Origin of the sequence: Paraburkholderia sp. SOS3 (assembly GCF_001922345.1) — a bacterium.
GTDB lineage: Bacteria > Pseudomonadota > Gammaproteobacteria > Burkholderiales > Burkholderiaceae > Paraburkholderia.
On record NZ_CP018812.1, the window covers coordinates 1,019,019 to 1,044,997 of the forward strand.

Annotated in this window: 27 protein-coding genes; 15 read left to right on the forward strand and 12 right to left on the reverse strand. The window is 62.4% G+C overall.

The features are described 5' to 3' along the window. The first annotated feature begins 40 nt into the window (after positions 1 to 40). A complete protein-coding gene (locus tag BTO02_RS24550) occupies positions 41 to 562 on the forward strand; it encodes a DUF6622 family protein (RefSeq protein WP_075159791.1) in 522 nt (173 codons plus the stop codon). Positions 563 to 622: 60 nt separating this feature from the next. Here BTO02_RS24550 and BTO02_RS24555 read toward each other — a convergent pair whose 3' ends face one another. Together BTO02_RS24555 and BTO02_RS24560 are read right to left on the reverse strand one after the other, a co-directional pair. Further along, on the reverse strand, positions 623 to 1,570 hold the full coding sequence (locus tag BTO02_RS24555; RefSeq protein WP_075161343.1) for a hypothetical protein: 948 nt from the start codon (positions 1,568 to 1,570) through the stop codon (positions 623 to 625). 293 nt (positions 1,571 to 1,863) lie between these two features. Continuing rightward, positions 1,864 to 2,820, reverse strand: coding sequence for a cupin (locus BTO02_RS24560; protein WP_075159792.1), 957 nt, complete (start codon positions 2,818 to 2,820; stop codon positions 1,864 to 1,866). A 200-nt stretch (positions 2,821 to 3,020) separates the two neighbouring features. Here BTO02_RS24560 and BTO02_RS24565 point away from each other — a divergent pair, with 200 nt between their 5' ends. After that, positions 3,021 to 4,028 carry a LysR family transcriptional regulator gene (locus BTO02_RS24565; protein ID WP_075159793.1) on the forward strand — a complete coding sequence of 336 codons (1,008 nt, stop codon included), beginning with the start codon at positions 3,021 to 3,023 and terminating at the stop codon, positions 4,026 to 4,028. A gap of 44 nt (positions 4,029 to 4,072) precedes the next feature. On the opposite strand, the gene BTO02_RS24570 is transcribed toward BTO02_RS24565, so the two are convergent. Beyond that, a complete protein-coding gene (locus BTO02_RS24570; protein WP_075159794.1) occupies positions 4,073 to 4,387 on the reverse strand; it encodes an antibiotic biosynthesis monooxygenase family protein in 315 nt (104 codons plus the stop codon). A 217-nt stretch (positions 4,388 to 4,604) separates the two neighbouring features. Here BTO02_RS24570 and BTO02_RS24575 point away from each other — a divergent pair, with 217 nt between their 5' ends. Further along, positions 4,605 to 4,865, forward strand: coding sequence for a DUF1488 domain-containing protein (locus BTO02_RS24575; protein ID WP_075159795.1), 261 nt, complete (start codon positions 4,605 to 4,607; stop codon positions 4,863 to 4,865). Between the two features lie 333 nt (positions 4,866 to 5,198). Further along, complete coding sequence (hpnR, locus tag BTO02_RS24580; RefSeq protein ID WP_075159796.1) at positions 5,199 to 6,746, forward strand: hopanoid C-3 methylase HpnR; 1,548 nt, start codon at positions 5,199 to 5,201, stop codon at positions 6,744 to 6,746. Positions 6,747 to 6,858: 112 nt separating this feature from the next. On the opposite strand, the gene BTO02_RS24585 is transcribed toward hpnR, so the two are convergent. After that, positions 6,859 to 7,128, reverse strand: coding sequence for a hypothetical protein (locus BTO02_RS24585; RefSeq protein WP_075159797.1), 270 nt, complete (start codon positions 7,126 to 7,128; stop codon positions 6,859 to 6,861). A 281-nt stretch (positions 7,129 to 7,409) separates the two neighbouring features. Between BTO02_RS24585 and BTO02_RS24590 the strand changes: the two genes are divergently transcribed. The 3 genes from BTO02_RS24590 (at position 7,410) to BTO02_RS24600 (ending at position 9,339) form a co-directional block, all read left to right on the forward strand. Next, the gene (locus BTO02_RS24590) at positions 7,410 to 8,408 is read left to right on the forward strand and encodes an AraC family transcriptional regulator (protein WP_075161344.1); all 999 of its coding nucleotides are present in this window, start codon (positions 7,410 to 7,412) and stop codon (positions 8,406 to 8,408) included. A 28-nt stretch (positions 8,409 to 8,436) separates the two neighbouring features. Beyond that, a complete protein-coding gene (locus BTO02_RS24595; RefSeq protein WP_156883974.1) occupies positions 8,437 to 8,628 on the forward strand; it encodes a hypothetical protein in 192 nt (63 codons plus the stop codon). Positions 8,629 to 8,958: 330 nt separating this feature from the next. Beyond that, the gene (locus BTO02_RS24600) at positions 8,959 to 9,339 is read left to right on the forward strand and encodes a response regulator transcription factor (RefSeq protein ID WP_075161345.1); all 381 of its coding nucleotides are present in this window, start codon (positions 8,959 to 8,961) and stop codon (positions 9,337 to 9,339) included. Between the two features lie 86 nt (positions 9,340 to 9,425). Here the strand turns inward: BTO02_RS24600 and BTO02_RS24605 are convergent, their stop codons facing one another. Then, positions 9,426 to 9,752, reverse strand: coding sequence for a hypothetical protein (locus BTO02_RS24605; protein ID WP_075159799.1), 327 nt, complete (start codon positions 9,750 to 9,752; stop codon positions 9,426 to 9,428). A 103-nt stretch (positions 9,753 to 9,855) separates the two neighbouring features. Continuing rightward, positions 9,856 to 10,704, reverse strand: coding sequence for a hypothetical protein (locus BTO02_RS24610; protein WP_232243712.1), 849 nt, complete (start codon positions 10,702 to 10,704; stop codon positions 9,856 to 9,858). 428 nt (positions 10,705 to 11,132) lie between these two features. Here BTO02_RS24610 and BTO02_RS24615 point away from each other — a divergent pair, with 428 nt between their 5' ends. Next, positions 11,133 to 11,498: a DUF2917 domain-containing protein gene (locus BTO02_RS24615; RefSeq protein WP_075159800.1), complete on the forward strand. Its 366-nt coding sequence runs from the start codon at positions 11,133 to 11,135 to the stop codon at positions 11,496 to 11,498. A 104-nt stretch (positions 11,499 to 11,602) separates the two neighbouring features. On the opposite strand, the gene BTO02_RS24620 is transcribed toward BTO02_RS24615, so the two are convergent. Next, positions 11,603 to 12,139, reverse strand: a complete 537-nt coding sequence (locus tag BTO02_RS24620) for a GNAT family N-acetyltransferase (RefSeq protein ID WP_075159801.1) — start codon at positions 12,137 to 12,139, stop codon at positions 11,603 to 11,605. Between the two features lie 451 nt (positions 12,140 to 12,590). On the opposite strand from BTO02_RS24620, the gene BTO02_RS24625 reads away from it, so the two are divergent. Both BTO02_RS24625 and BTO02_RS24630 read left to right on the forward strand, forming a co-directional pair. Next, a complete protein-coding gene (locus BTO02_RS24625; protein WP_075159802.1) occupies positions 12,591 to 13,280 on the forward strand; it encodes an HD domain-containing protein in 690 nt (229 codons plus the stop codon). A gap of 83 nt (positions 13,281 to 13,363) precedes the next feature. Continuing rightward, positions 13,364 to 14,815 carry a catalase gene (locus BTO02_RS24630; RefSeq protein WP_075161347.1) on the forward strand — a complete coding sequence of 484 codons (1,452 nt, stop codon included), beginning with the start codon at positions 13,364 to 13,366 and terminating at the stop codon, positions 14,813 to 14,815. A gap of 135 nt (positions 14,816 to 14,950) precedes the next feature. Here BTO02_RS24630 and BTO02_RS24635 read toward each other — a convergent pair whose 3' ends face one another. From BTO02_RS24635 to BTO02_RS24655, 5 genes are all read right to left on the reverse strand, one after another. After that, entirely contained in the window at positions 14,951 to 16,831 is a 1,881-nt protein-coding gene (locus BTO02_RS24635) for a chloride channel protein (RefSeq protein WP_075159803.1), read from the reverse strand. A 6-nt stretch (positions 16,832 to 16,837) separates the two neighbouring features. Beyond that, entirely contained in the window at positions 16,838 to 17,251 is a 414-nt protein-coding gene (locus BTO02_RS24640; protein ID WP_075159804.1) for a MarR family winged helix-turn-helix transcriptional regulator, read from the reverse strand. Positions 17,252 to 17,313: 62 nt separating this feature from the next. Beyond that, positions 17,314 to 18,474: an HPP family protein gene (locus BTO02_RS24645; RefSeq protein ID WP_198039333.1), complete on the reverse strand. Its 1,161-nt coding sequence runs from the start codon at positions 18,472 to 18,474 to the stop codon at positions 17,314 to 17,316. Between the two features lie 432 nt (positions 18,475 to 18,906). Next, entirely contained in the window at positions 18,907 to 19,818 is a 912-nt protein-coding gene (locus BTO02_RS24650) for a LysR family transcriptional regulator (protein ID WP_075159806.1), read from the reverse strand. A 48-nt stretch (positions 19,819 to 19,866) separates the two neighbouring features. Continuing rightward, positions 19,867 to 21,318: a cytochrome P450 gene (locus BTO02_RS24655; RefSeq protein ID WP_075159807.1), complete on the reverse strand. Its 1,452-nt coding sequence runs from the start codon at positions 21,316 to 21,318 to the stop codon at positions 19,867 to 19,869. Between the two features lie 347 nt (positions 21,319 to 21,665). Between BTO02_RS24655 and phaP the strand changes: the two genes are divergently transcribed. The 5 genes from phaP (at position 21,666) to BTO02_RS24680 (ending at position 25,959) form a co-directional block, all read left to right on the forward strand. Then, positions 21,666 to 22,085 carry a phasin family protein gene (gene phaP / locus BTO02_RS24660; RefSeq protein ID WP_075159808.1) on the forward strand — a complete coding sequence of 140 codons (420 nt, stop codon included), beginning with the start codon at positions 21,666 to 21,668 and terminating at the stop codon, positions 22,083 to 22,085. A gap of 123 nt (positions 22,086 to 22,208) precedes the next feature. Then, the gene (locus tag BTO02_RS24665) at positions 22,209 to 22,631 is read left to right on the forward strand and encodes a MarR family winged helix-turn-helix transcriptional regulator (protein WP_075161348.1); all 423 of its coding nucleotides are present in this window, start codon (positions 22,209 to 22,211) and stop codon (positions 22,629 to 22,631) included. Positions 22,632 to 22,687: 56 nt separating this feature from the next. Next, on the forward strand, positions 22,688 to 23,134 hold the full coding sequence (locus BTO02_RS24670; RefSeq protein ID WP_075159809.1) for a MarR family winged helix-turn-helix transcriptional regulator: 447 nt from the start codon (positions 22,688 to 22,690) through the stop codon (positions 23,132 to 23,134). 73 nt (positions 23,135 to 23,207) lie between these two features. Further along, entirely contained in the window at positions 23,208 to 24,302 is a 1,095-nt protein-coding gene (locus BTO02_RS24675; RefSeq protein WP_198039316.1) for an HlyD family secretion protein, read from the forward strand. A gap of 76 nt (positions 24,303 to 24,378) precedes the next feature. Continuing rightward, a complete protein-coding gene (locus BTO02_RS24680) occupies positions 24,379 to 25,959 on the forward strand; it encodes a DHA2 family efflux MFS transporter permease subunit (protein ID WP_075159811.1) in 1,581 nt (526 codons plus the stop codon). Positions 25,960 to 25,979 lie beyond the last annotated feature (20 nt).

Consider the following 25,979-nt stretch of genomic DNA (forward strand, 5'->3'; position numbering starts at 1 on the left):
TCGCGTGACGCCGCCATGCGGGCATTTGCAGGAGACCACCATGTCTTTCGAAGCGATCTTGCGCGGTACGCCTGTGTGGGTCTGGGTTCTGCTCGTGTTTCTGCTGTCGCGCGGCATCAAGGCGTTCAAAGGCGGGACGGCGCCGCTCGGCAAGCTCGCGATCGTGCCGGTGGTGTTCGCGGTATGGGGCATCGCGCATCTGGCCACCGAGCGCGCAGCCGGCTGGCAGGCCGCGGTCGCGTGGGTCCTCGGCGCGGTGGCCGGGCTGCTCGCCGGCGCGTTTATCGCGCGCAAGACGAGCTTCACGGTCGACCGCATGCAGAAGACGGTTACTGTGCCGGGCTCGGCAGTGCCGCTGATTCTGATTCTCGTGACGTTTGCGTCGAAATTCTGGCTCGGCGTCGAACTCGCCATATCGGCGCCGGTGCCGGTCGACTCGGGCTACGTGGTGCTCGACGGACTGATCTCGGGAATCGTTGCGGGAATTTTCTCTGGTCGGTTTCTTGTTTATTTCATGCGGTTTCGCGCGCGTGAGGCGGTGCCGGTTAACGACAGCCTGTAGGCGATTTCACTTTCAGGTCTCTGCCCGTGCGCCTGCGCTGATGCGAGGCTGCCGTTTCCCTCACGCCCAGTGCGCCGGAATCCATACACGACCGACCCAGTGACCCGGGATCCACACCGCGGGCCGCGGTTTCGGCGCGACATACACAACCGGCGCCGGCGCAACGTAGACAACAGCCTTCGGCGGAGGCGGCGGCACGTAGATGGCCGGCGCCGGGGCAACCACCACAGCCGGCAGCGGGGGCGGCGGTACGTAGACAGCCGGCGGCGGAACATAAACAGCAGGCGGCGGCGCCACGACCACTGGCGGCGCACCGATCGCGACCGTCGCACCGACCGTCGTGACCGAGCCGCTCGTGGTGACCGTCGTGCCATGCGTGCCCGTAACGGTGCCTGTCGTGACCACAGCGCCCGTCGATACGCGTGTCGCGCTGCCCGAATGGTAGACCGTACCGCCGTCGTTACCGGTTACCGTGCCCGAGCGGTAGCACGAATTTCCCGCGCAATTCGTCGATGCCGAGTGGCTGACCGTGTTGCCGTTCGATCCGGTCACCGTGCCCGACGACGAATACTGTCCCGGCGCCGTACGCGTCACGCTGCCCGAGGTCGTCGCGGTGTTGCCGTTGGAGCCGGTCATCGAGCCCGTATGCGAGCATGTGCCGCCCGCGCAGTTCGTGGTGCCCGAATGGTTGACCGTGTTGCCCCACGGGCCGACAGCGGTGCCCGAGTTCGAGAATTGGCCCGGCGCGTTACGCGTGACCGTGCCGCTGTTCGTGCCGACGCCGCCCCACGGACCGACCGCGCCACCCGCATGCGAGCAACTGCCGCCGCCGCAAGACGTATAGTGGCCGCCGCTGTACGCGCCGTGCGATGTGTAGGCCGTGCCGCCGTGAGCCCAGCCGGCCCATGCCGACGCGCTGCCGAGCGCCAGGAAGGCTGCCGCGGCTGTTACGGCCAGGCGGCGCACCATCTTGCGCGAGCGCGAAGCCGGTGCGGGGGAAACCGGCATCACGCTGCCGGCGGGAGCGACGTACGTTTCGATGTTCACGGTAGGTCCTTCAGGGTTCGGTTCGGGCCACTTCGTGCTGCATTGCGTGGCGACGGAACGAACTATAGGAGGACCCGTTCGCGAAGTCTGTTAGAAAACTATGTCGAGCCATTTCATGGCGGCAAAGCCCTGGCGGGCGCTGCTTAAGCGAAATCGTCCGATCAATTGCACTCGTCGGACGCGCCGCATTCTGCGTGGTCGTCCGCATTCGGGCGGCGCGTTTTCACGCGTGTGTGCGTGTGTCAACGCGCGAATCAATGAGCAAACCGGATGTCGAGCGAACGCAAATACGTCTGCAGGCCGGCATCCTGGATCGGAATCACATAGCCGTTTGCACCCGATTCGTTGAAGTGCGCATGCCAGTATCCGGGCGGCGTGACGAACGCCATGCCGGGTTCCCAATCGACGCGCTCCGGGTTCACGATCTCGCCGCGTTCGTCGAGTTCGGTGCCGACAAGCGTGTAGCAGCCCGGTTTGCAATCGGAGATGAAGTCGAGCGCAATCGATTGGTGCCGATGCGGCTTTTGCATCGTATCCGGCGCGATGACGCCGAACATCGCCCACAGGGAATGCGTGACCGTACGTGTTTGCGGAAAGCGTGCATTGCCGAGCAGAATGCTTACGCGATTGCGTTGGCTCGCGCCCGGCGCGTTGGACACTTTGCGCAGCTCTTCTTCGGCGCGCGCTGCTGGGTACAACGTCGGCGTGAAGCGCGCGCTGCTTGCACTCGCACCGAGATAGGTGAGCAAAGGCGCGTCGTTCACGTAATAAAGACGCGTGGTCGATTCCGCCTCGATCTGCACCTGCGCGCTGCCCGGCATCGTGAAGAAATCGCCTTTCGCAAACGCGAAGCGCGTGTTGCCTTGCGATGCGATGCCCGAACCGTCGATCGCATAGAACAGCAGCGAGGTCGCGTTGGGTGCGAACGCGACTCGCTCACCTGCGACGATGCGCACGAAATGCGCGGCCAGCCCTGGTCCGGTCGCGGGGCCCGGGCAACCGAGTTCCGCGGAAAGATCGAGCGGCACGGTGCGCGTCGGTCCGCTGTCATGCAGCGATGCATGAAACGTTCGATACGGCACGCGCGAAATCAGCTTCGCCCCGATCGGGTTGGCCGAAGACGTGTACTCGAAATACTGCGCGTCTGCGGTGATCGCGTTGCTGACTGCGTCGTTCAATGTCAGTGTCGAATCGTCGGTCTTGTCCAGCATGATTTTCTCCGTAAAGTGATGGCGGGTCGCCTCACACGCATGCGGTGCTGCTGCGTGCTGAAACCATGACGTCACTTTAGGACGGGTACGCTCGCGGCAGAACGGCCCCATCGGCGAATCTGCTTTGCAGAAATGGGATAGCCAACCGCAACGCACGTCGTTATGTTCCAATGCATGGTTCCAGCTACTCATGGACCGACATGGACTATTTCGCTGCGGTGCGCGCCTTCCTTCATGCGGCGGAACTCGGCAGCTTCAGCAAGGCGGCCGCCCAGATGGAGATCAAGACATCGACAGTGTCGCGCCATATCAACGAACTCGAGGCCGATCTCGGTATTGCGCTTTTCAACCGCTCGACGCGCGGGCTCGTGCTGACCGAAGGCGGGCAGGTGTTTCGCACGCATGCGCTGACCGCGGTAGAAAGCCTCGACGAAGCGAGACAGCTGGCGTCGTCGCTGAACGCGTCGCCGAAAGGCGTGCTGCGCGTCACGATGCCCGCGTCATTTGGCCGGCGGCATGTCGTTCCGCATTTGCCCGAATTCCTGACGCGATACCCGCATATCGATGTCGATGCGGTCGTAACCGATGAACCATTGAATATCATTGAAGCGCGTATCGATCTCGCGATTCGCATCGGCGCATTGCCCGATTCTCAACTCGTTGCGCGGCGGCTGGCCGAGCATCGGCGCATCGTTTGCGCAAGCCCCGCTTATACGAAGCAGCACGGCATGCCGGCCTCTCCTGATGACCTGGCCGCGCACATCGCATTGCGCTTTGCGCTAGCGCTCGACGACAAATGGATACTCGTTAGGCGCGGCGATACAACGGCCACAACGCGTGCCTCGACGCGACGGTCTACACCGCAAGACTCACGCAAGACCACGCAGCAAAAGCCGCGCGAGCATGCACGGCAACACGAAGTGATGGTGCAACTGCAAGGCCGCGTCCGCGCGAACGATACCGACGCGCTGCTTGAACTTGCGATCGCCGGTTGCGGCATCGCGCTGCTGCCGGCGTGGAGCGTGGGCGACGCATTGCGGCAAGGACAGCTCGTGCGGCTACTGCCGGACTGGGAGGCGCAGACCACACGCACCGCGCCGGCAGTCTGGGCCGTCTATCCGCCCAAGAAGACGGTCTCGTCGAAAGTGCGCGCGTTTCTCGACTTCTATGCAGCGCTGTTCGCTGACGATACGTACTGGCAAGTCTGATTGCCCAAGGCGGGCATACGCTGCACGCGCGCCGCGCTGTATGCCTACTTGCCGATATGCTGGATCACCTCGAAGCCTTCGAACTCCGGGTGTCCCAGATAGAGAGGCCGGTTATTTCCCGCGCTGCGGTGCGCTGCGCGAAACGCTTCGGATTGCGTCCACGCTTCGAACGCTTGCTGACTTGCCCACACCGTGTGGCTCGCGTACAGCACGTGGTCGTCCTTTTGCGAGCCCCTCAGCAAGTGGAATTCGACAAAGCCGGGCACTTGCTGCAAGTGCGTATCGCGGCTTTTCCAGACCTGCTCGAATTCGTCCTCGGATCCGGGGACGACCTTGAAGCGATTCATTGCGATATACATGGGTATCGATCCTCCGGAGCGCGTCGAACTTCGAAGCCAATGTCCGATTATAGAGCGGCTATTGTGCGACTTCAGTGAAGGGCATAGGCTGTCCCCTGTCGCACCGCGCGGCGCGCCCGGTGCCGCGCCGGAGCACGATGCGGTATCGGTGCGGGAGCGATCCTTGCTGCGCGATGGATTCAATCGTGCAACGGTTTCAGTACACGAGGAAAAGAAAATGACGATCGAATTTACCGGCCGCCGACATGTCGTGGCGGCATCGCGCGTTGCATTCGAAGCGAAGGTCAGCGGTAAGGAAGTCTGGTGCAGCGTTTCAATGGACGCGTTGAACGATCATTTCGGCAATACGGGTACGTCGTCCCACGAGTTGATTCAGTCATTCGAAGCGAATCGGCCGCGCATCGAAGCGGCCGCGCAACGTGTGCTCGAGCGCAACGGCGGCCAGTCGGTCGAACTGGAAACGCGCGATCTCGACTAGCGGGCGCCGCGCGCGCCACGCCGACCGCTGCGGCGCTCTTTCGAGAACAAACGCGCCGCGGGCAAGTCCGATCACAGACGCATGCAAAGGCGGCAGGCCGCAGCGCGTTCCGTCTGCGGTCCGCGCTGCGGCGCTGTTGCGCGCTTCGAGGCAGACCTGGCCGCTTCGACAGTAGAATCGTCCTGACGAGCAGAACTGACGGGGGAGCAGTTCTCGCCGAATGCCCACAGCCGCGGCAGGATGGGCAAGACGTTGTGCGCAGGAATTTCATCGTAACCGGCAGCAAGGAACGGTTGCTGCACTTGGCGTGCCCTTCGGTCGCGAGGAGTTTGCATGAAAGTACTTGCGGTTCACCCCAGTGGCTTGATGTACACCCGCGTGTTCCTGCGCCTGGAACCCTTGGGCCTTGAAACCGTAGCGGCCGTCATCCGCGAAGCGGGCCACGACGTGCGCCTGATCGATCTGCAGGTCGAGACGCATCGCGATCTGCATCGCTGGATACGCGACTGGCGGCCGGATGTGGTGTGTTTCTCCGGCAACTATCTCGCCAATATTCCCGAGATTATCGACCTCTCGAAAACGATCAAGCAGACGTTGCCAGGCTGCTTCGTATTTGTCGGCGGCCATAGCGTGTCATTTACGGCGAACGATTTGCTGCGCCATGCCGACGGAGCGATCGATTGCATCTTGAAGGGCGAGGGTGAAGCGTCGGTCGTGTTGCTGCTCGAGACAGTGCAGCAACGCGGTAACCTGCTCAATGTGCCCGGCGTCGTGACGCGCGAAGGTTCGGGACCGCCGCCGGGCTTCGTCGAGTCGCTCGATCATATTCGCCCTGCACGCGACCTGCTCAGGCATCGGCGCAAATACTTCATCGGCGTGCTCGACCCTTGTGCGTCGATCGAATTCGCACGCGGGTGCCCGTGGGATTGCACGTTCTGCAGCGCGTGGACATTTTATGGGCGTACCTATCGTTCGCGCAGCCCCGAAGTGGTTGCCGACGAACTCGAATCGATTCGCGAGCCCGGCGTTTTTATCGTCGACGATGTCGCATTCGTGCATGCGGATCACGGCATGGAGATCGCGCGTGCGATCGAGCGTCGCAATATCCGCAAGCAGTACTACCTCGAAACGCGCGGCGATGTCCTGCTGCGTAACAAGCATGTGTTCGAGTATTGGCGCAAGCTTGGATTGCAATACATGTTCATCGGCATGGAAGCGATCGATTCGGCCGGGCTCGAAGCATTCCGCAAGCGGATCGATATCGACAAGAACTTCGAAGCGCTCGAGTTTGCACGCTCGCTCGGCATCACGGTGGCAATCAATCTGATCGCGGATCCCGATTGGGATCACGACCGCTTCGAAGCAGTGCGTCAGTGGTGCCTCGAAATTCCGGAGATCGTGAACATCAGTGTCAACACGCCTTATCCGGGCACCGAAATCTGGCTGCGCGAGCGGCGGCGTCTCACGAGCCTCGACTATCGTCTGTACGACATCCAGCATGCGGTGCTGCCGACGCGTCTGCCATTGCCCGAGTTCTACAGGGAATTGGTCAACACGCAACAGGTGCTCAACCGCAAACACCTCGGCTGGGCCGCGCTGCGCGGTGCCGTATCCGAGGCAGCCGGACTGCTGATGCGCGGGCAGACGAATTTCGTGCGCATGCTGTGGCGTTTCAATTCCGTGTTCGATCCGCGCCTGCAACTGGCCGATCATGCGCGCGAGGTGCGCTATGAGATGACGCCGCCGCCCGACGCCGCAGGCACCGAAGCGCGCGCGAGTGCGAAGACGCTTTATATCCACGGTCCTGTCGGCCGCAAGGGCCGCAAGATCGACGACGCAACCGAGCGCTTCGTCGATCAGACACGTATGGGTGCGGGCTGAAGCGCGTCTTCGCGGCGCCATAGATTGCGCTATTACAGTGTCGGGAAGGGCCGCCATGCAGACGCGTGGCGGCCCTTCGTCGATCTGCGCCTCGTATCGGGTCTACTGACGCCTAGTGCTTGTCGCCTGCCGTGAGCATCGGGTTCGCGTCGTCAGGCGGCGCGCCGTCTGCAGTGTCCGTTTCATTCAATGAGTAACCGGGCTTCTGTTCCGTGGACAACGTCAGCGTGCTGATGCCGCGCTGCGATACCGGCGCGCCGACGTCCGGCGCGTAGAAAGGCGAAGGTCCGTAGCCGCTGGCGAAGGCGGGCGCGGCGAGCGCGCACAGTGCGCATGCGCCGGCGAGCGAGCGGGCGATCGAGGTGAGAGGGTTGCGAGTCATGATAGTGCTCCTGAAGAATCGAACGGTCGAAGGTCGGAGTGCTGCGCTGCCTGATATCGATCAACCCTCCGGAACGTAAAAAACGTACGTGTTGATCGTTCAACTTCAAAACACGGATGACCGTTTCCGCGTGCATCGTCTGTGTCCGATGCATGCTGTTGCAGCTGTACGTGGGAGTAGTATCTTGACGAATGCCTTACCGATGAATGATCTGGCGTCCAGAGTTTTTGCGCGAAACGCCGGAACTCCGGAGTCAACGCGGTTTTCCAGGTTCGCTGAATATGGATGCGGTATCCGATGTGCTGCGTTTCGTGCGTCTGTCCGGCGCGCTTTACCTGAACGGTGAATTCACCGCGCCATGGTGCGTGAGCGGTGAACCGGACGCCGCACTGTGCGCCAGTTTCCTGCCGCGTGCGGAACGTGTGGTGTCCTATCATCTGATCACCGAAGGGCACTGCTGGGCACAACTGCCCGGCGACGCGAGTTCCGCGCTGCGTGTCGAAGCCGGCGAACTGCTCGTGGTGCCGCAAGGCGAGGCGCACCTGATGGGCAGCGCGCTCGATCTCGCGCCGGTGGCAGCGGCGCCGTTGCTGACAAGCCAGCTACAGGGTTCGCCGGGCGAAATCTTGCGGCTCGCCCACGGCGGAGGCGGTGAGCGAACGCACCTTCTATGCGGCTTTCTCGCGTGTGACGAAACGTTGAATAACCCCGTGTTGTCTGCGCTGCCACGGATCTTCAAGATCGACATGCGCAACGATCCGCGCTCGGCGTGGCTCGAAGCGTCGCTCGAATTCGCCGCGGCAGAGGCCGCGCAATGGCGTGCGGGCAGCGCAACCGTACTCGCACGGCTTTCCGAGTTGCTGTTTGTCGAGGCCGTGCGCCGCTGCATCGACGCGCTCCCCGACGATCGCAAAGGCTGGCTGGCAGGCGTGCGCGATCGCTTTGTCGGCCGTGCACTCGCAAGCCTGCATGCGCAACCGGCCTATGGATGGACCGTCGACGAGCTGGCGCGCAAGGTCGGCCTGTCGCGTTCCGCATTGGCGCAACGCTTTTCCGATCTGCTTGGGCAACCGCCGATGCAATATCTGGCGAGCTGGCGTCTCAGGATGGCCGCACATGAACTCGCGTCCGGCAGCAAGACGCTCGCCGCGGTTGCGGAGCTGGTCGGCTACGAATCCGAAGCGGCGTTCAACCGTGCGTTCAAGCGCGAGTACGGCATGCCGCCCGCGGGATGGCGCAAGAGCCGCATGAAAATGGAGGGCTTCGACAACACGACTTAACTGCCGCTGCATGCATACGAATTTTTTCATGCATCTCGTGCAAAAAAATGCGCTGCCCGCATCAATCGGCGAGCAGCGCAAAGGGGACCACGGCACGGTCCCTGGGAGACTGTACGATTCAAGCCGAGCCGCTGTTGCCGACTCGACTCGCGTTGATTCGCTGTATCCGTTTGTCTCGATCTATTCGATCACAGAGGTCGAGGTGCGTGTTGCGATGTAATGGCCGGTAATGCGATGCAGCTATGCATTGCCGCATTGCTCCGGCACCCTGTATCGGCATGTTCGGTCTACATGTGATGCTTGCATGGGTTATCCACCCATGAGTAAACCTGGAAACCGGGCGTTTATTCCATGCACACGTCACCATCGATCGTCGACGATGTATCGCGATGCGCGACGCGTATCCTCAAGCCGGGATTAACCGATACATGGTCGACTTCATACTTACATATGATTTACGCTAAAAGCCCCTGCAGATAGATTGAATTCGCAGTTTCGAGTGGGCGCGACATCGTGCGCGCTTTGTCAATTTGCGTGAAGGATGTCCAGCTTGCATAACGCTTCCATCGTTTCGATCGTCGACGACGACGAGTCGGTCAGGCTTGCAACCGCCAGCCTGATTCGCTCGTTGGGTTGGTGCGTGAAACTCTACGCATCAGCCGAGGCGTTTCTTGGTTCGCCCGAATTCGGAAAGACAGCGTGCGTGGTCTGCGATATCCAGATGCCGGGGATGACCGGGCTCGAGCTGCAAGCTGAGCTCGTCGCGAGCGGAAACCGCGTGCCCATCATTTTCGTCACCGCGTTTCCGTCCGACGCAGCAAGGCGCCGCGCAAGCGAGAACGGCGCATACTTCTTTCTTCACAAGCCCGTCGACGCCGCAGAGTTTACGCGTTGCCTGCAATCGATTCTTGGCTCCGAAGAGACTCAATGAGCTTCGCCATCGATGCATATCGCTCCGCGCCCGTGCGGATTTGAAATTGCGCCGCGAAAGTTAGCTTCAGGTTTCTTCCTTTTTGACTAAGTTTGAAGCGACGGGTGCGCTTGCCTCGACTCGTCGATCTGCTTTGGCAAGGAGGGAGTAATGAGAAAGCTTCTGTTGCTCACGACGTCAGTCGCTGCGCTCGCGCTGACCGGCGTTTTCACGAGCGCATCTGCCCAGTCGACCAGCGCGCAGCCGTCCAGCGCGCAACCTTCGAGCGCTGGAATGACAGCGTCTCCAGGCGCGTCCGGCGAGGGCCCCGGCATGTCCGGAGAGACAGCGAGCGGCAAATACAGGTCCGGCTGGCCCTGGCATGGCGCCAGCGCACACAACAATAATTGCGTCGGGCCGATCAGCTTTTGCAACGTCTACTTTGGCGGAGGTTGAAGCGACCGTGTCGGAGGCCGCGTTTGCCGCGCGCGTGCAACGTACGCGCGCCTGCGCGGTGTTGCAGCGCGCAAAGTAACGTCATTGCGCGGTTTGCTGACGCTGATATTCGTCGTGCTTCATCTCGAGGTAATCGACTTTTTTCACCTCGTGCAACTGGCGCGGGTACTGTTCCGTCGCATCGAACCAGCGGTTCAGCCGATCGTCGAGACGCTGGCCGGCCGGCGCGGATAGCGATGCCAGATAGGCGTCGATCGCAAGGTAGTAGCGCATCGTATTGCGCTCGACGAGACCACGCACGCCGCCGATATAGTCGCCGCTATCGGCCGATGTCGAAAAGCCCACCTTGTCGCTGCCGATCGTTGCCAGATAGGTTTTCATCGCGAATCGACCCGCCGTGCCGTAGCCGTACGAATAGGTCAGGTGAATGAACGTATGCGTGGCGTCGATCGCCATTGCCTCGAGCACGATGTGATAGTCCTTCGTGCTCATCGGACCCTGGTCCGCGCTTAGATCGACCCGGAAGTAGTCGGAGCGTGTGACCTCAGGGTGATAGTCGAACGTCACGCGAAATGTCGACGACAGTTTCTCCTCCACTTTCTTGCCGAGATTCACGTTGAGCGTGCTGCCTTTGGCACCCGTCGTCGCATGGCAATACTTGATGTTCAGATGCAGGATCAGCACGTCGCACCAGTTTGCCGGTCCCTTCTCAGGATTGTTCAATGCGCCGTTGACGGTGGCGAACGGATAGTCGAGAACGGCGTAGATGTCGCCTTTCAGCGAATCGTGCGCTTCGGTCGAATCGAGATATAGCGGACGATGGAACGCATTGCTGGCAAGCTGAGCAGAGAGGCTCTGGTATTTGTCGCGCAGTGTGGCCTCGTTGCCGGCGCCGAACGACGGCGCGGATGGAACGAGGCACGCAAGCATGAGCGCGGCCAGCGCAGTCAGCGCTCGCAGCATGTCGAGCGCGCGAGAGAACGCCACGCGTGCAATCGTCCGTTGGGCAAATGAGTCCATTTGCTCGAGCCTCCCCCAAAGGTTGTTCGTGATGTCGTCAGGCAGCATGCCCTGCATGCGGCTATGTGCAATGCACCAGAGCAAAGCATACCCCACCCGCTGGCGTCATATGGCCGACACTGGTAGATGCGAGGCGGTAACTGTAATAAACATCGTCTGAATGTCGCCGCTCTTTTATGGTGCATGCAACCTGAAATGATCAGGACTCGGAATATTCAGATATAGCCGCGCGTTCTTTTGTTGTTACCGCGTTGCACGCTGCGTTCCTGTGAACGGTCTTCGTCGCACGCGGGCGTGTCGGGCTCGGATCGGCACGGACAGGTCAGAAAGGAGGCAGGATGCAACACTTGGCGCAGCACGTCCATGCGAACGTGCGACTTCCGAAAATCACCTATCACTTCGCAGTCGAGCCGGGCAAGGTGTTCTACTGGGATTGCTCGCCGGGCTCCGAGATCCGCGCGCTCGGCGAACGCGTGTGGCTGACCCGTGCCGACTGCGATTACGACTACTGGCTCGAACCCGGAGGCGTGCTCCGCTTGCCCAGACACGAACGCATCAGCATGAGCACCGACGCCGATTGCGCCGCGGAAATTTCGGTGACATGCGACTATTTCGACTCGCCGCATGCGATGCGCCGCTGGGTCGATCGGGTCGTGTCTGTTTTTCGCGGCCGCCGACCCGGGCCGATATTGCGCCATATGTGATTGCGCCGCTGCCGCCCGTACAGGCTAGCGCTATCGCCGTCGCGGCACGATTGCGCGGCTTCGCGGCTTTCTGCCATCCGCGGCGATCGGGCACTGCATCAATGTCAAAGATGTTTATAGAAATAGGTCGTCGAGCAGAATTCGCCGTCCGGCATCAGCGCGTACTTTGGCACGTCGCCGACACGCTGCCAGCCCGACTGTTCGTATAACCGCGACGCGGGCGATCCGGTGACGGTGTCGAGTACCAGCACGGTTTTGCCTTCTTCGCGCGCGACGGTGTCGACCGCCGCCATCAGGCGTCGCGCAATACCTTGCCTGCGCACCGCGCGGGAGACGAGCATCTTCGCGACGTCCGCGCGATGCGGCTGATTGTCGGGCTGCGCGAGGACCATCTGGACGGTGCCGACGATGTGTCCGGCATCGTCTTCGGCGACGAGCAACGCACGTTCGCCGCGCACGACGCCCGCCGCGACGTCGCGCCAGAACTCAAGCGCCCGCTCGCGCGGCAGCGGCAGCATGAAGCTGACCGATGCGCCGCCTTCCACGCAATCGACGAGTACGCCGGCCAGCGCTTCGACGAGGCGGGCCGCTTCGTCGGCGCCGACGCGGCGCACCGTGATCTGTCCGATTCTGTCACTCATGCTGTTGTCCGTTGCTGTCGTTGTCGGTGGATAGCGGGTGGTGTCAGTGTATCGCCTTCGCACGCGCTAGCCGGCACGCATCGACCGTGCGTTTCGGATAGGTCTTGTGCGAATTGACAGAGGAGCGCGGCGATGCGAGGCCATCATGCCGTACCCACTCGGCTCGCGCTGCGGTCTGTCACGCAGACGTAGCAACGCATTGATAGCGTTTATTGTTTCGATGCCGCTCGAGGTTGCCGGTGCGACGGTCGGGGCCGGGTGGCCGGGGGTGCTGGCCACGGGCGACTCCCCGTTGGCAGAACTTGCAGTGCGATTGGCATGGATCGATGCATCGATCCGATTGAGTGAAGGCCGTGTGCGAACGACACTTACTGCGTAGTCCAGACAAGGTGCGCCGCCCGCTTCAGAAGGCGATCGGCCAGCCAGTGACCTTCACTTTTGGAGCAACGCAATGAGCAAGATCATCGCCGGCATCAAGATCCCCGACAGCAAACTGGCGCGGGAAGCAACCGAACTGGTGCGCGACACCGAATCCGACCTGCTGTTTCACCACTCGACGCGCGTCTTTCTGTTCGGTGCGCTGACCGGGGAACGCAGGCAGCTCAAATACGACCCCGAGTTGCTTTATATCGGCGGCATGTTCCATGACATGGGCCTCACGCAGCGCTACAGCAATTCGCAGAACCGTTTCGAAGTCGACAGCGCGAATGCGGCCGCCGATTTCCTGCGTCAGCACGGCATCGCCGAAACGGATGTCGAGCTGGTCTGGGATGCGATTGCGCTGCACACGACGCCTGGCATCCCGCCGTTCAAGAAGCCGGTTGTGCAATTGGTGACGGCCGGCGTCGAAATGGACGTGCTCGGTTTTGCCTATAACGAGTTCACGGAGGAGCAGCGCCGCCAGGTAGTAGCTGCGCATCCGCGCGTAGCGAACTTCAAGGAACAGATTATCGATGCGTTCAACGAAGGCATGAAGCATCGTCCGGATTCGACATTCGGCACCGTCAACGATGATGTGCTTGCCCTGAAGGATCCGAAATTCAAGCGTTTGAATTTTTGCAGCATTATTCTCGGCAATGCGTGGGTTGACGATGCGCATGGCTGCGCGCATTGCGACGATCCATCGCATCAGCACGGTTGAGAAAAGCGCCGGCGTCGATCACGCCGGCGCTCGAGTTGTTGTTGCACCAATTGGCTTCGATCGACTATTTCAAAGGAAACCCCATGAGCAAGCTCACCACGGCATTCGGCGCTCCCGTCGTCGACAATCAGAACACGCAAACTGCGGGCCCGCGCGGCCCGGCGTTGCTGCAGGACGTCTGGCTGATCGAGAAGCTCGCGCACTTCGCGCGCGAAGTGATTCCGGAGCGACGCATGCATGCGAAGGGGGCGGGCGCTCATGGCACGTTCACGGTCACGCACGACATCACGAAGTACACGCGCGCGAAAATCTTCTCGCAGATCGGCAAGAAGACGCCGATGTTCGCGCGCTTCTCCACCGTGGCCGGCGAACGCGGTGCGGCCGACGCCGAACGCGATATTCGCGGCTTCGCGCTGAAGTTCTATACGGAAGAGGGCAACTGGGACATGGTCGGCAACAACACGCCGGTGTTCTTCTTCCGCGATCCGCTGAAGTTCCCCGATCTGAATCACGCCATCAAGCGCGACCCGCGCACCGGCCTGCGCAGCGCGCAGAACCAGTGGGACTTCTGGACGCAATTGCCCGAGGCGTTGCACCAGGTGACGATCGTCATGAGCGACCGCGGCATTCCGAAGAGCTTCCGTCATATGCACGGCTTCGGCAGCCATACGTACAGCTTTATCAATGCGCAGAACGAGCGCTTCTGGGTGAAGTTCCACTTCCGCACGCAGCAGGGCGTCGAGAACCTTACCGATCAAGAAGCGGCGGCAGTCTGCGCAACCGATCGCGAGAGCAACCAGCGGGATCTGTACGAAAGCATCGAGCGCGGTGATTTCCCGCGCTGGACGCTTTATGTGCAGATCATGCCGGAAAAGGAGGCGGGCTCGTATCGCTACCATCCGTTCGACCTGACCAAGGTCTGGTCGAAGAAGGACTATCCGCTCATCGAAGTCGGCGTGGTGGAACTGAACCGCAATCCGGACAACTTCTTCGCGGAAACGGAGCAGGCCGGCTTCGCGCCGTCGAGTGTCGTGCCCGGCATCAGCTTCTCGCCGGACAAGATGCTGCAAGGGCGTCTGTTCTCGTACGCCGATGCGCAACGCTATCGCCTCGGCTCGAACTACTTCCAGATTCCGGTCAACGCGCCGCAAAGCCCGGTACACAGCTATCACCGCGACGGCCAGATGCGCGTGGACGGCAACCTCGGCGGCACGGCTTCCTACGAGCCGAATACGGTCAGCGAATGGCAGGAACAGCCGGACTTCCGCGAGCCGCCGCTGTCGATCGAAGGCGCGGCCGATCATTGGAATCACCGCGTCGACGACGACTACTTCTCGCAGCCCGGCAATCTGTTCCGTCTGATGTCGGCGGCGCAACAGCAGGTGCTGTTCGACAACACGGCGCGCGCGTTGCAAGGCACGACGAAAGCGGTGCAGGACTTGCACGTCGAGCATTGCACGAAGGCTGACCCGGCTTACGGCGCGGGTGTGACGAAGGCGCTGGCAGCAATCGCGCAGAGCAAAAACGCACGTTGAGCCACGCCGCCGCTTACTTCATCCAGTAGGGGTGTCGAACCCGCTATCGCGATCGCGCGTTAGCGGGGATTTTTTTATTGCACGTCGTTAGCCTGGCCGCGTTGAGCGGCCGCAGGTGAAGCAGGACGGCCGCAATCAGCCATGCGAATTCGCTTCGTTTTGCGGCGCGGCGAGCGGCCGCTTGCCGGCGCCCGGCCAGAAACCGATATAACGGAACCGCTCGCGCTTGTGCTCTTCTTCGAAGTGGCCGAGCGACGGCTTGATCAGGTCGCTGCGCGACACGATGCCGATCAGACGCATCGATTTGCGATCGGCGACCACCGGCAACCGCTCGAGTCCGTGCACGGCGAGCCGCGTCGCGATCAGGCGGCAGGTTTCGTGCGGCATCGCGACAGCCGGCGTGTCCTGCATCAGGTCGCCGACGCGCATCTCGAGCGCGTCCGGCAACATGTCGACCGCTGCCGGGCCGCCCGTTTCGGCCGTGACGGCGGCAGCCGCCGCCATGCTCGTCTGCGCCGATTCGCGAATGCGTTCGAGCGTTGCGCGGTCGAGTATGCCGAGCACCGCCTCGTTGCGAATCACCGGGTACGCGCGCCGTTTCTGGTTCGCGCCGAAGTACGTGGCGAGTGCATCGCGCACGGTGACGTTCGCGTCGATCGCTTCGACGGTGCGCGACATTACTTCGTCGGCATAGTGACGCTCGAGCGGATCGACGCCGTACTCGCGGTAGATGTGATAACCGCGCCGCGCGATCTTTTCGGTCATGATCGAGCGTTTCATGACGACGGTGGCGAAGCCGTGCGCGACGAGCGTGGCGGCGAGCAGCGGCAGCAGCGCATTGGCGTCGTGCGTAAGGCCGAACGCAAAAACGATGGCCGTGAGCGGCGCGCCGAGCGTCGCACCGAGCGTGGCCGCCATGCAGACGAGCGGCCAGAGCGCCGGTTCGCCGCCGGGCAGCACGTGACCGAGCACCGTGCCAAGGCCCGCGCCAAGCATCAGTAGCGGGGCGAGCACGCCGCCCGACGTGCCCGAGCCAAGCGCAACGACCCAGATCACCGCCTTCACGACGAGCAGCGCGATGGCGATCTGCAACGCAATATGCTGATGCAGCAGATCGCCGATCACGTCGTAGCCGACGCCCAGCGCGCGCGGCTCGACAAAGCCGCCGATACCAACCACGAGTCCGCCTAGTGCGGGCCACCACATCCAGTGCAGCGGCAGACGCCCGAACAGGTCTTCGACCTTGTAGAGCGCCGCAGAAAGTCCCGACGCTAACGCGCCCGACAGCAGCCCCGCAATCGCGCACGACAGGAGCGATAGCGCGCTCGGCTCTGCGGTTTGCAGCGGGAAAAGCGGCGCCGTGCCGAAGAATACGGCGCGGCCGAAGCCGGCCACCGCGCATGCGAGCGCGACAGGCAGGAAACTGCGCGGGCGCCATTCGAACAGCAGCAGTTCGACGGCGAGCAGCACGGCCGCGACCGGCGTGCCGAACACCGCGGTCATGCCGGCGGCTGCGCCTGCGACGAGCAGCGTCTTACGCTCGGCCGAGGTGACCTTGAAGCATTGCGCGAGCAGCGAGCCCAACGCGCCGCCCGTCATGATGATCGGGCCTTCCGCGCCGAACGGGCCGCCGCTGCCGATCACGATGCCGGACGACAGCGGCTTCAGAATGGCGACCTTCGGCGACATGCGGCTCTTGCCGAACAGGATCGCCTCGATGGCCTCGGGAATGCCGTGACCGCGGATTTTCTCCGAGCCGTAGCGTGCCATCAGTCCGACGATCAGGCCGCCGACGACCGGAATCAACACGACCCATGCGCCGAGTGTGTTTAGCGCCGGCGAATGGTCCGCGAAGGAAAAGCGGCCGTAGAAGAACAGGTTGGTGAACAGATGGATCAGGCTTAGCAGCACGAAGGCGGCGAGCGTGGCGAGCGCGCCGATCACGACGGCAAGCGCGGAGATGCCGGGCAGACGGGCATTGCTGGAAAAATCGCGCTTGTGGGCGTCGTGACTCATGATGTTTTACAGATCGATTTGCGGAATGGTGAAGGCGCCCTTGAGCGATTTCAGCTCGGCGCGATGCAGTTCGGCAAGGCGCGAAAGCACACGCTCGCCCGCCTTCAGAAGGTGAACTTCCACTTGCCGGCGGTCGGTTTCGCTGACGCGCCGCTCGACGAGCCCCAACGCTTCACAGCGCGACACCAGTGCGACCGCGCCGTGATGCTGCGCTTGCAGCCGCTCGGCCAGTTCGCCGATCGTCGCCCATTCGCGGTCCGGATAGCCTTTGATATGCAGCAGCAACAGATATTGCAGCGGCGTGATGCCTTCGCCTTGTGCGGCCTGCTCGGAGAATCGTTCGAAACGCCGCATCTGATAGCGGAATTCCGATAGCTGCTCGAAGTCAGCCTTGACCAACTCGCGTGTGAGGGTCTTCATATAAAGGGTCGAGGGAAGAAGGACGATGGGGAAACGTCTAATATATCACAAGATGATATAAATCACGCTGCCCGGTATGCCGGTGCACGCGTGCGGCGGTAGAGGCCGGAAATCAGATCCGCCTGCGTGATGATGCCGGCAAGCCGGCGATGCGCATCGAGCACCGGAATGTGATGGTGCCCGTGCGTGGCGAAGATCGGCACCAGTTCGACGATCGGCGTGTCGACGGTAACCGTATGCACCTGCGTGGTCATCAGCGACTGGACGATCGAACGGCGCGCGGGCCGTGCGACGCCGAGGCGCGGGCGCGGTGCGAACCAGCGCCGCGACCACTTCTCGATGAAGCCCGGCCGTGCTTCGGCCGTGCCGCTCGCGAGGTTCGCGCGCGTAACGATGCCGATCACGCGCCGGTCTTCGGTAACCACCGGCAAGGCTTTGATGCCGTGCAGGTTCAGCAGATAAGACGCGGTACCGGCAGTCGCCCCGGGCGCTACGGCGATAACCGGATTCGACATGATGTCGCGGCAGGTCAACTCGCCGAAATTGCGTGCATACGCCTGCATCTCCGTTTCACGCAGCAGCGTTTCGAGGTCGTCGGGGTTCACGTCGAGCAATTCGCTGCGACGGCGCAGCACGGCTTCGAGATCGGCGCGCAACGACGGCTGATGCGCGGACGGATCGGCCGTGGCGTCGCGCGAGACGAGCGCGACGTGCGGATAGCGATGCCCCGTAATCGCGTGGTAGATCAGCGCCGACCCGAGCAGGAATAGCGATTGTACGAATACCGGTTCGAGAATGAAGCGGAAACCGAGCGCGTGAATCGCGGGTCCGCCAAGCACCGCGGTCAATGCGACCGCGCCCGATGGCGGGTGGATGCAGCGGAGCACGAACATCGCGGCAATCGCGCCGGCTACCGCCAGTGCCCCTGCGATGAACGGATCCGGCACGAGTATCCCGCAGATGACGCCTACGGTTGCCGCGACGAGATTGCCGCCGATCAGCGACCACGGTTGTGCGAGCGGACTCGCCGGCACCGCGAACAGCAGCACGGCCGATGCGCCCATCGGCGCGATCAGCATCGGGATCGTGGTTCCCGGGCCGAACGACACCTGCATCAGCGTCGCGGTGAGCGCGAGGCCAATAAAGGCTCCCGCGGACGAGCGGATCCGCTCCGGCCACTTGAGGAGGATGGGGCCGGGCACAAAGCTGGCCAGCCAGCGAATCACGTTGGTTCGGGACACGATGAGCGGGTACGGAGCAATGAGTGGCGAGGGTGCCGGTGTCTCCCTCTTGTATTTGCCGGCACCGACGATCGGGAAAACAGTTCCGGCGGCATTGAGGCGACGGCTATGGCAGTTTTACCAGCAGGCGTGATTATATTTGAATGTGATATAAATGGACCAATTCCCCTGGAAAATCCGGGGGAATGGAGAGAGACCTGTCAAGGCCGTGCAAGCGCTGAGCAAGTATGTCCTGCTCGCTGAAACGGCTCACGCCGTGACATAAAATGATTGGTTGAGGTACTGGATACGAGTCCGGAAAGCCTGAGCATGAGCGCATCGGCAGGACGCCGATATCATCTGGAGACTGCAGCGCCCGGGCCGATACGCCTCGCGGCTCGACGCGTCGCACGACACCGGGCGTACCCGGCGATATCAGGCAGTTCGATTGAGCGCAGGGTCCGAGCGCAACTGTTCGATCGCGAGATCGAGAAACGCGCGCACTTTCTGCGTGGCGTGCCGGCCTTCGCGATGCACGACATGAATCGGCAGCGGCGGCGGCTCGTATTGCTCGAGCAGCACTTGCAGCGTGCCGGCGCGCAGATGGCTCGCGATCTGATACGACAGCGGCCGCACGATGCCGAAACCCTTGACGGCCGCGGCGATGGCCGCATCGTTCGTCGTGCTCGTCAAGCGCGGCTGAACGCGCAGCGTCTGGAGGCGGCGCTCGACCGTGAAGCGCCACTCCGACGACGCGTTCGATGCGGCGTTCGTTGAAATGATGGTGTGCGCGTTCAGATCGTCGGGCGTGCGCGGTGTGCCGCAGCGCTCGATATATTCCGGCGACGCGCAGACCACGCGTCGCACGGTGCCGACGCGAATTGCCTGCAGAGACGAGTTCGGCAGTTCGCCGATGCGCACGGCGACGTCGATGCCTTCGTCGACGAGATTGACGACGCGGTCGAGAAACCAGCAGTTCATTTCCACTTCCGCATAACGCGCCAGATACTCGACGACGATCGGCGTGACATACAAGGCGCCGAACAGCACAGGCGCGGTGATCGTCATTGCACCGCGCGGCGCCTCATGCTCGCCGCTTGCCGATTGTTCGGCTTCGTCGATTTCGCCGAGAATGCGCCGGCAGTCTTCGAAGTAGCTGGCGCCGGTCTCGGTTAGCCGGACGATGCGCGTGGTGCGGGTAAGCAGCCGCGCGCCGAGATGTTCCTCGAGTTCGGTGACGATGCGGCTGACCACCGACGGCGATACGTCGAGCTTGCGCGCGGCGGCCGAAAACCCGCCGGTTTCGGCGACCGTGACGAACGTGGTCATTGCCTGCAGTCGGTCCATGCTGTTGTCGTGCGCTGTAGTTGACCGCGGTATGCGCGCGGTTTTGGCTTATTCCGCTCGCGGACGGATGGTCAGGTTCATCGGCATCTTGCTCGGCTTCATGATGAAGTCGTTGATCTCCTCGATTTCCGACGCGTCGACGGCGAGTTTCGCCTCGAAGTTCGCGGCGAGCATCGACAGCGCGGCGCGCATTTCGACGCCTGCCAGGTGCCGCCCCGGGCACACGCGCGGTCCTGCGCCGAATTGCAGATACGCACGCTGTTCGTGCGCCCCGCGTGCGGGGTCGCGGGCCTGCAGCCAGCGGTCAGGATCGAAGCGCTCGGGGTTCACGAAGTTCGCCGGATTGTGCATGGCCGGGCGATTCAGGAAGAACATGAAGGTGCCGGCAGGCACGAGCACATCGCCCATCGTCACGTCTTCGAGCGGCTCGAACGAACTGAGCGCGGCGACCGGCTTGAAGCGGCCGGTTTCGGTGCAGACCGCTTCGAACACGTCGAGCTCTTTGAGCTTCGCATAGTCGGTGCAGACGGGCGCACTGCCGAGCACTGCGCGCGCATCTTTCGCGAGGCGCGCCTGCAAGGGCTCGTCGGTCGCGATGAACATCGTCGACCACGCGAGCGAATTCGCGGTCGTGTCCTCGCCAGCAAGCAACATGGTCAGTACGTTCGCGGAGACCTGGTCGTCGGTGATGCCGGAGTCGGGCATATCGCGCATCGCGAGCATCGCTTCGAGCAGATTGCGTGGCATCTCCGACGGATCGTCGCGCATGCGTTCGCGCGCACGCTCCATCATCCGGCGCACATAACGGTGAATTTCGATCAGCGCGCGATCGAGGCGCCTGTCGCGCGGCAGTTTCACGTAATGCCAGTAGGGAAACGGCGCGCTCGTGCGCGACATCAGCGCCGGCATGATCAGCTTCAGATGCTCCTGAATGACATTGGTATCGCGCTCGAGCGTGCGGGGATCTTCGCCGAAGGCGAGCGCACTCGTGACGTCGACGGAATAGCGCTTCATTTCCTCGACCATATCGACGGTGCGCTGCTCTTGCGCCGCGCGCATCCAGCGCGTGTACAGCCGGCCCGTGATGTCGGCGAGCGTCGGATAAACCGCGCGAATATGCGGGATGGACAGTGCTTGCATGACGAGCCGGCGCTGCGGCTCCCATGCCGCGCCTTCCGCAGAAAAAAGGCCGTTCGCGCCGAATTCCGCGAGCACCGTTTCAACGGGCTTGAAACGGCGATAGCGATGCGGACGCTCGCGCGAGATGCCTTGGACGTGGTCGGTATCCCCAAGCACGACAATCTGCTGCCCGGGCATGCGGAACGTGTAGGGCGTGCCCAGTTCGCGGCCCCAGCGTTCGAGATTCAGGTGAAATGTTCGTAGCGAAACCTGATGCAGGTTGCCGATGATCGGCAAGCCTTTCGGCGATGGCAGGTCAGTCAGCTGCCGCAGCCGCGTGCCGTCGGTTCGGTTCGTATTGCCGCTTGCGGTCGTGCTCATGAAGGATCTCCGTTAAGGCGCAGCGCGCGCCCGCGCGCGCAAGCCGCTTGACGACCTGCTTGCCGCACGCGTGAATTACTCCGATCAATGCATGGGCGCCATTGTATGCGGTTCGCAAGTCTTTGCGCATGGGCGCGAAGCGGTGTGTCGCGCAGCGACGGCCATACCCTCAAGCATGCATCGTGTGCGCGGATCGAGGCAATCGGGCGGCGGCGCTGGCATATCGGGAACAGAACGTGCATGATCGATCCACGTGCGGATAACCGGCCCCGCAGCTCGCCGCCGGCTATCCGGCCGTACCGCCGGCCGTACCGACATTTCGACGCATCGTTCCTGGAGAATCGAGCATGGAATCCAAAGACGCAGCCAATCCGTTTGCCGAATTCAACAAAATGCTGGAACAGTTCAGGTTGCCCGGCTTCGATGTTCCTGCTGTGATGGAAGCTCGGCGCAAGGATATCGAGGCGCTGGTCGCCGCGAACCAGATGGCGCTGCAAGGCATGCAGTCGATCGCACAGCAGCAGGCCGACATGCTGCGCTCGACGCTCGCCGAACTGCAAGCGCTTGCGGCGAAGCACGCGGCCACCGGCGGCATGCCGTCCGCGCAAACGGCCGAACTCGTTCAGCAGACGCTGCATAAGGCGCTTGCCGACATGCAGCAGCTTGCGCAAGCCGCTTACCGGTCGCAGGCCGATTCGTATGCGGTGATCGCGAAGCGGGTCGAAGAAAACGTGCAGGAACTAAAGACTCTGCTGCAAAAGCAGTAACCGGACGAAGGGCGCCATCAGCAGTGCAGCGATCGCCGCTGGCATAGGCGGGATCCGGCGCCCTCGATATTTTTCTGTATGTAAGGCTTGACGCTGTGCGTACGCACATATATGCTGCGAAGCATGAACAAGCCACTGTCCCATGACGAATGCAACTGCTTCGCACTGCGCCAGGCCGCGCGCTTTGTGACGCAGATCTATGAACGTCATTTGAGCCAGGTCGGCCTGACGGCGGCGCAGTACACCATCATGGCAAAGCTGTCGCGCAAGCCGCAGCTGACAATGGTGGACCTCGCCGAATCGATGGTCATGGAGCGCACTACGCTGGTTCGCGCGCTGAAGCCGCTGCAACGCGACGGGCTGATCGTCAGCGAGGCTTCCGAGCACGACGGCCGCACCTATCTGTTCAGTTTGTCCGACGCGGGCAGGCATCTGTTCGAGCAGGCGGCTGCCGCGTGGCGCGAAGCGCAGGACGAATTCGAAGCGAAGTTCGGCAAGGCGCGCGCTAAATCGTTACGTAGCGAGCTCTTTAGCATCACCGCCTGATTTTTCCCGTAGCGTTCGAAGAAAGTTTCGATCAACCTGACTCGATATTTGTGTATATGCACTCAGAAGACGAACCGTTAGCCACGCCGTTGCTGCCAGACGATTGCTTTGCGATCCGGCAAGCCGCGCGCTTCGTATCGCAAATCTACGACCGGCACGTCGGCAAGGCCGGTCTGAAGATCACGCAGTTCTCGATCCTGAACCGGATTCGCCGTCGGCCCGGCATCACGATGAAGGAACTGGCCGAGTGGATGGTGATGGAGCGCACGACGCTGGTTCGTGCGATCCAGCCGCTGCAGCGCGACGGCCTCGTGCGCAGCGACGCATCGCAGGCCGATCGCCGGGCGTTACAGATGCGCCTCACGGCGGCTGGCCTCGAGAAGCTCGAAGCCGCGGTGAGCCATTGGCACGACGCGCAGCAGGAGTTTGAAAGGCACTTCGGCACGCAGCGCGCCGCGTCATTGCGGCAGGAACTGTTCGATTTGACGAAAAAGCCAATCTGAGCAACGAAAGGCAAAGGAAGGCGCCTGCTGGCGCATTTTTTTAACCATTTTAAGTGCATACGCACTCAAATACATGAGCTCAACTCCATCGACAATCGCGCCCCCGAACGTGGCGGGAACTGCGCAGAAAACACGCCGTATTCCCTGGATGTTGCTTGCGGTGCTTTCCGTCGTCGTTGTGCTGACCGGCGCGGGTTCCTACTGGTACTTCGTCGGCCGCTTCATCGAAACCACCGACGATGCGTATGTCGGCGGCGACGTCACCGTGATGGCGCCGCGCGTGAGCGGCTTCGTGACCGACGTGCTCGTGAAGGACAACCAGTTCGTGCATGCGAATCAGGTACTGATCCGCATCGATTCGCGCGACTACGACGCGCGGCTCGCACAGGCGAACGCCGAAGTGCAGAGCGCGCAAGCCGCCGTGACCGAACTCGAGGCGAAGCGCACGCTGCAGCTCGCGCTGATCAACGAGCAGGCGGCGGGCGTCCACGCATCGAGCGCCGAGCTCACGCGCAGCGCGGCCGACCAGTATCGCTATCGCGCACTCGTGAAGGACGAGGCCGTATCGGATCAGGTGGTCGAGCGCGCCGATGCGGACCTGCAGAAAGCGCGTGCCGCTGTCGATCGCAGCAATGCGTCGCTGGTTGCCGCGCAGCGTCAGCTTACCGTGGTCGATGCGCAGATCGGCGACGCGCAGGCGCGCGTCGCGACGGCAAAAGCCGCGCAGCGCGTCGCGGCACTGAATGTCGAATACACGACGATCCGCTCGCCTGTAGACGGCTACATCGGCAACCGCACGGCGCGCGTGGGCATGCTCGCGAATGTCGGCGTCTCGCTGTTGACCGTGGTGCCCGAGCATGGCCTGTGGATCGATGCGAACTTCAAGGAAGACCAGCTCAGGCACATGCAGGCGGGCGACAAGGTCGACGTGAAGCTCGACGCATCGAGCGAACCGATTACCGGCGTCGTGCAAAGCCTCGCCCCGGCCACCGGCGCGACCTTCAGCATCCTGCCCGCGGAAAACGCAACCGGCAACTTCACGAAGATCGTGCAGCGGGTGCCGGTGCGTATCTGGCTCGACGTGCCGAAGAACCTGCATCACGTACTGCGGCCGGGCCTGTCGGCGACGGTGAGCGTGCATCTGAACGAACAGCGCGCAGGCGCATGACCGAATCCAACGCAAACGCTTGCAACCGATCGCAACCGATCGCTAACCGCGTGCCGCGCAACGGAAAACGCTCACCATGACCCACCCCGCCCATCCCCCGATCGACCCGATGAATATGCCGATGCGCGAAAAAGTCTTCGCGTTCACGCTGATGTGCATCGGCTTTTTCATGGCGACACTCGATATCCAGATCGTCGCTTCTTCGCTCCGAGACATTGGCGGCGGACTTTCCGCGAGCCAGGACGAGCTGTCCTGGGTGCAAACCGCGTATCTGATCGCGGAGATTCTCGTGATTCCGATGTCGGGCTGGCTCACGCGCGTGTTCTCGACGCGCTGGTTGTTTACCGCATCGGCCTTCGGCTTCACGGTGACGAGCATGCTGTGCGGCCTTGCGTGGAACATCAACTCGATGATCCTGTTTCGCGCGCTGCAAGGCGCACTCGGCGCGGCGATGATCCCGACCGTGTTTACCACCGCATTCATGATGTTTCCGGGCCGCCAGCGCCTGATCGCGTCGACGGCGATCGGCACGCTTGCAACGATCGCGCCGACCATCGGTCCGGTGATCGGCGGCTGGGTGACCGACCAGTGGTCGTGGCACTGGCTGTTTTACCTGAACCTCGTGCCCGGCGTGCTGGTGACGGTACTGGTGCCGCGCTTCGTGCACGTCGACCACGCCGACATCTCGCTGCTCAAGCGCGGCGATTATCGCGGCATCGTGCTGATGAGCGGTTTTCTCGGCTGCCTCGAATACATGCTTGAGGAAGGCCCGCGCAAAAACTGGTTCGGCGACCCTGTGATTCTCGCGTGTGCATGGATTTCCGGCATCTGCGGTTTTCTGTTTTTCGTCCATGCATTCACCGCGAAAGAGCCCATCGTCGACCTGAAGGCGCTGGCGCTGCGCAATTTCGGCATCGGCAGCCTATTGTCGTTCGTCACCGGCATCGGCATTTTCTGCACCGTGTATCTGACGCCGGTGTTTCTCGCGCGCGTGCGCGGCTTCGATTCGCTGCAAATCGGCCTTGCGCTGCTTTCGGTCGGCGTGTTCCAGTTGATGGGGCTCGTCATGTATACGACCGCTGCGCGGTTTATCAGTCTGCGCACGCTGCTCGTGTTCGGACTGATTCTGTTCGGCCTCGGCTGCTATCTGTATGTGCCGATCACGCACCAGTGGGGCTGGTATGAGTTTCTGATTCCACAGGCGCTGCGCGGCTTCGGCCAGCAGTTCTGCATCGCGCCGATCGTCACGATGGCGCTCGGTTCGCTGCCGCCGTCGCGGCTCAAGTCGGCGAGCGGACTCTTCAACCTCATGCGTAATCTCGGCGGCGCGATCGGCATCGCCGTGGTCAGCACGATGTTGAACGACCGGTTCAATCTTCATTACGAACGGCTCGACGAACACGTCACCGCTGGCCGGCCTGTCGTCGAATCGTTCCTGCGCGATCAGGCCGCGCATCTGTCCGCGGCCGGCGGCGATATGGTCAACGGTCTGCAGGGCAGCGCCGCATCGCTGCATGCGCTGCTGACGCGCGAAGCGCTGACGCTGACTTTCTCCGACACTTTTCTGGCGGTTGCGCTGTGCTTCGGTGTCGCGCTCTTCGCGATGCTGTTCTCAAAACCGTTTGGCTTTAACGCGCCGCCCCCCGATGCTCACTAGAAGACTCAGTCAAGGAACCG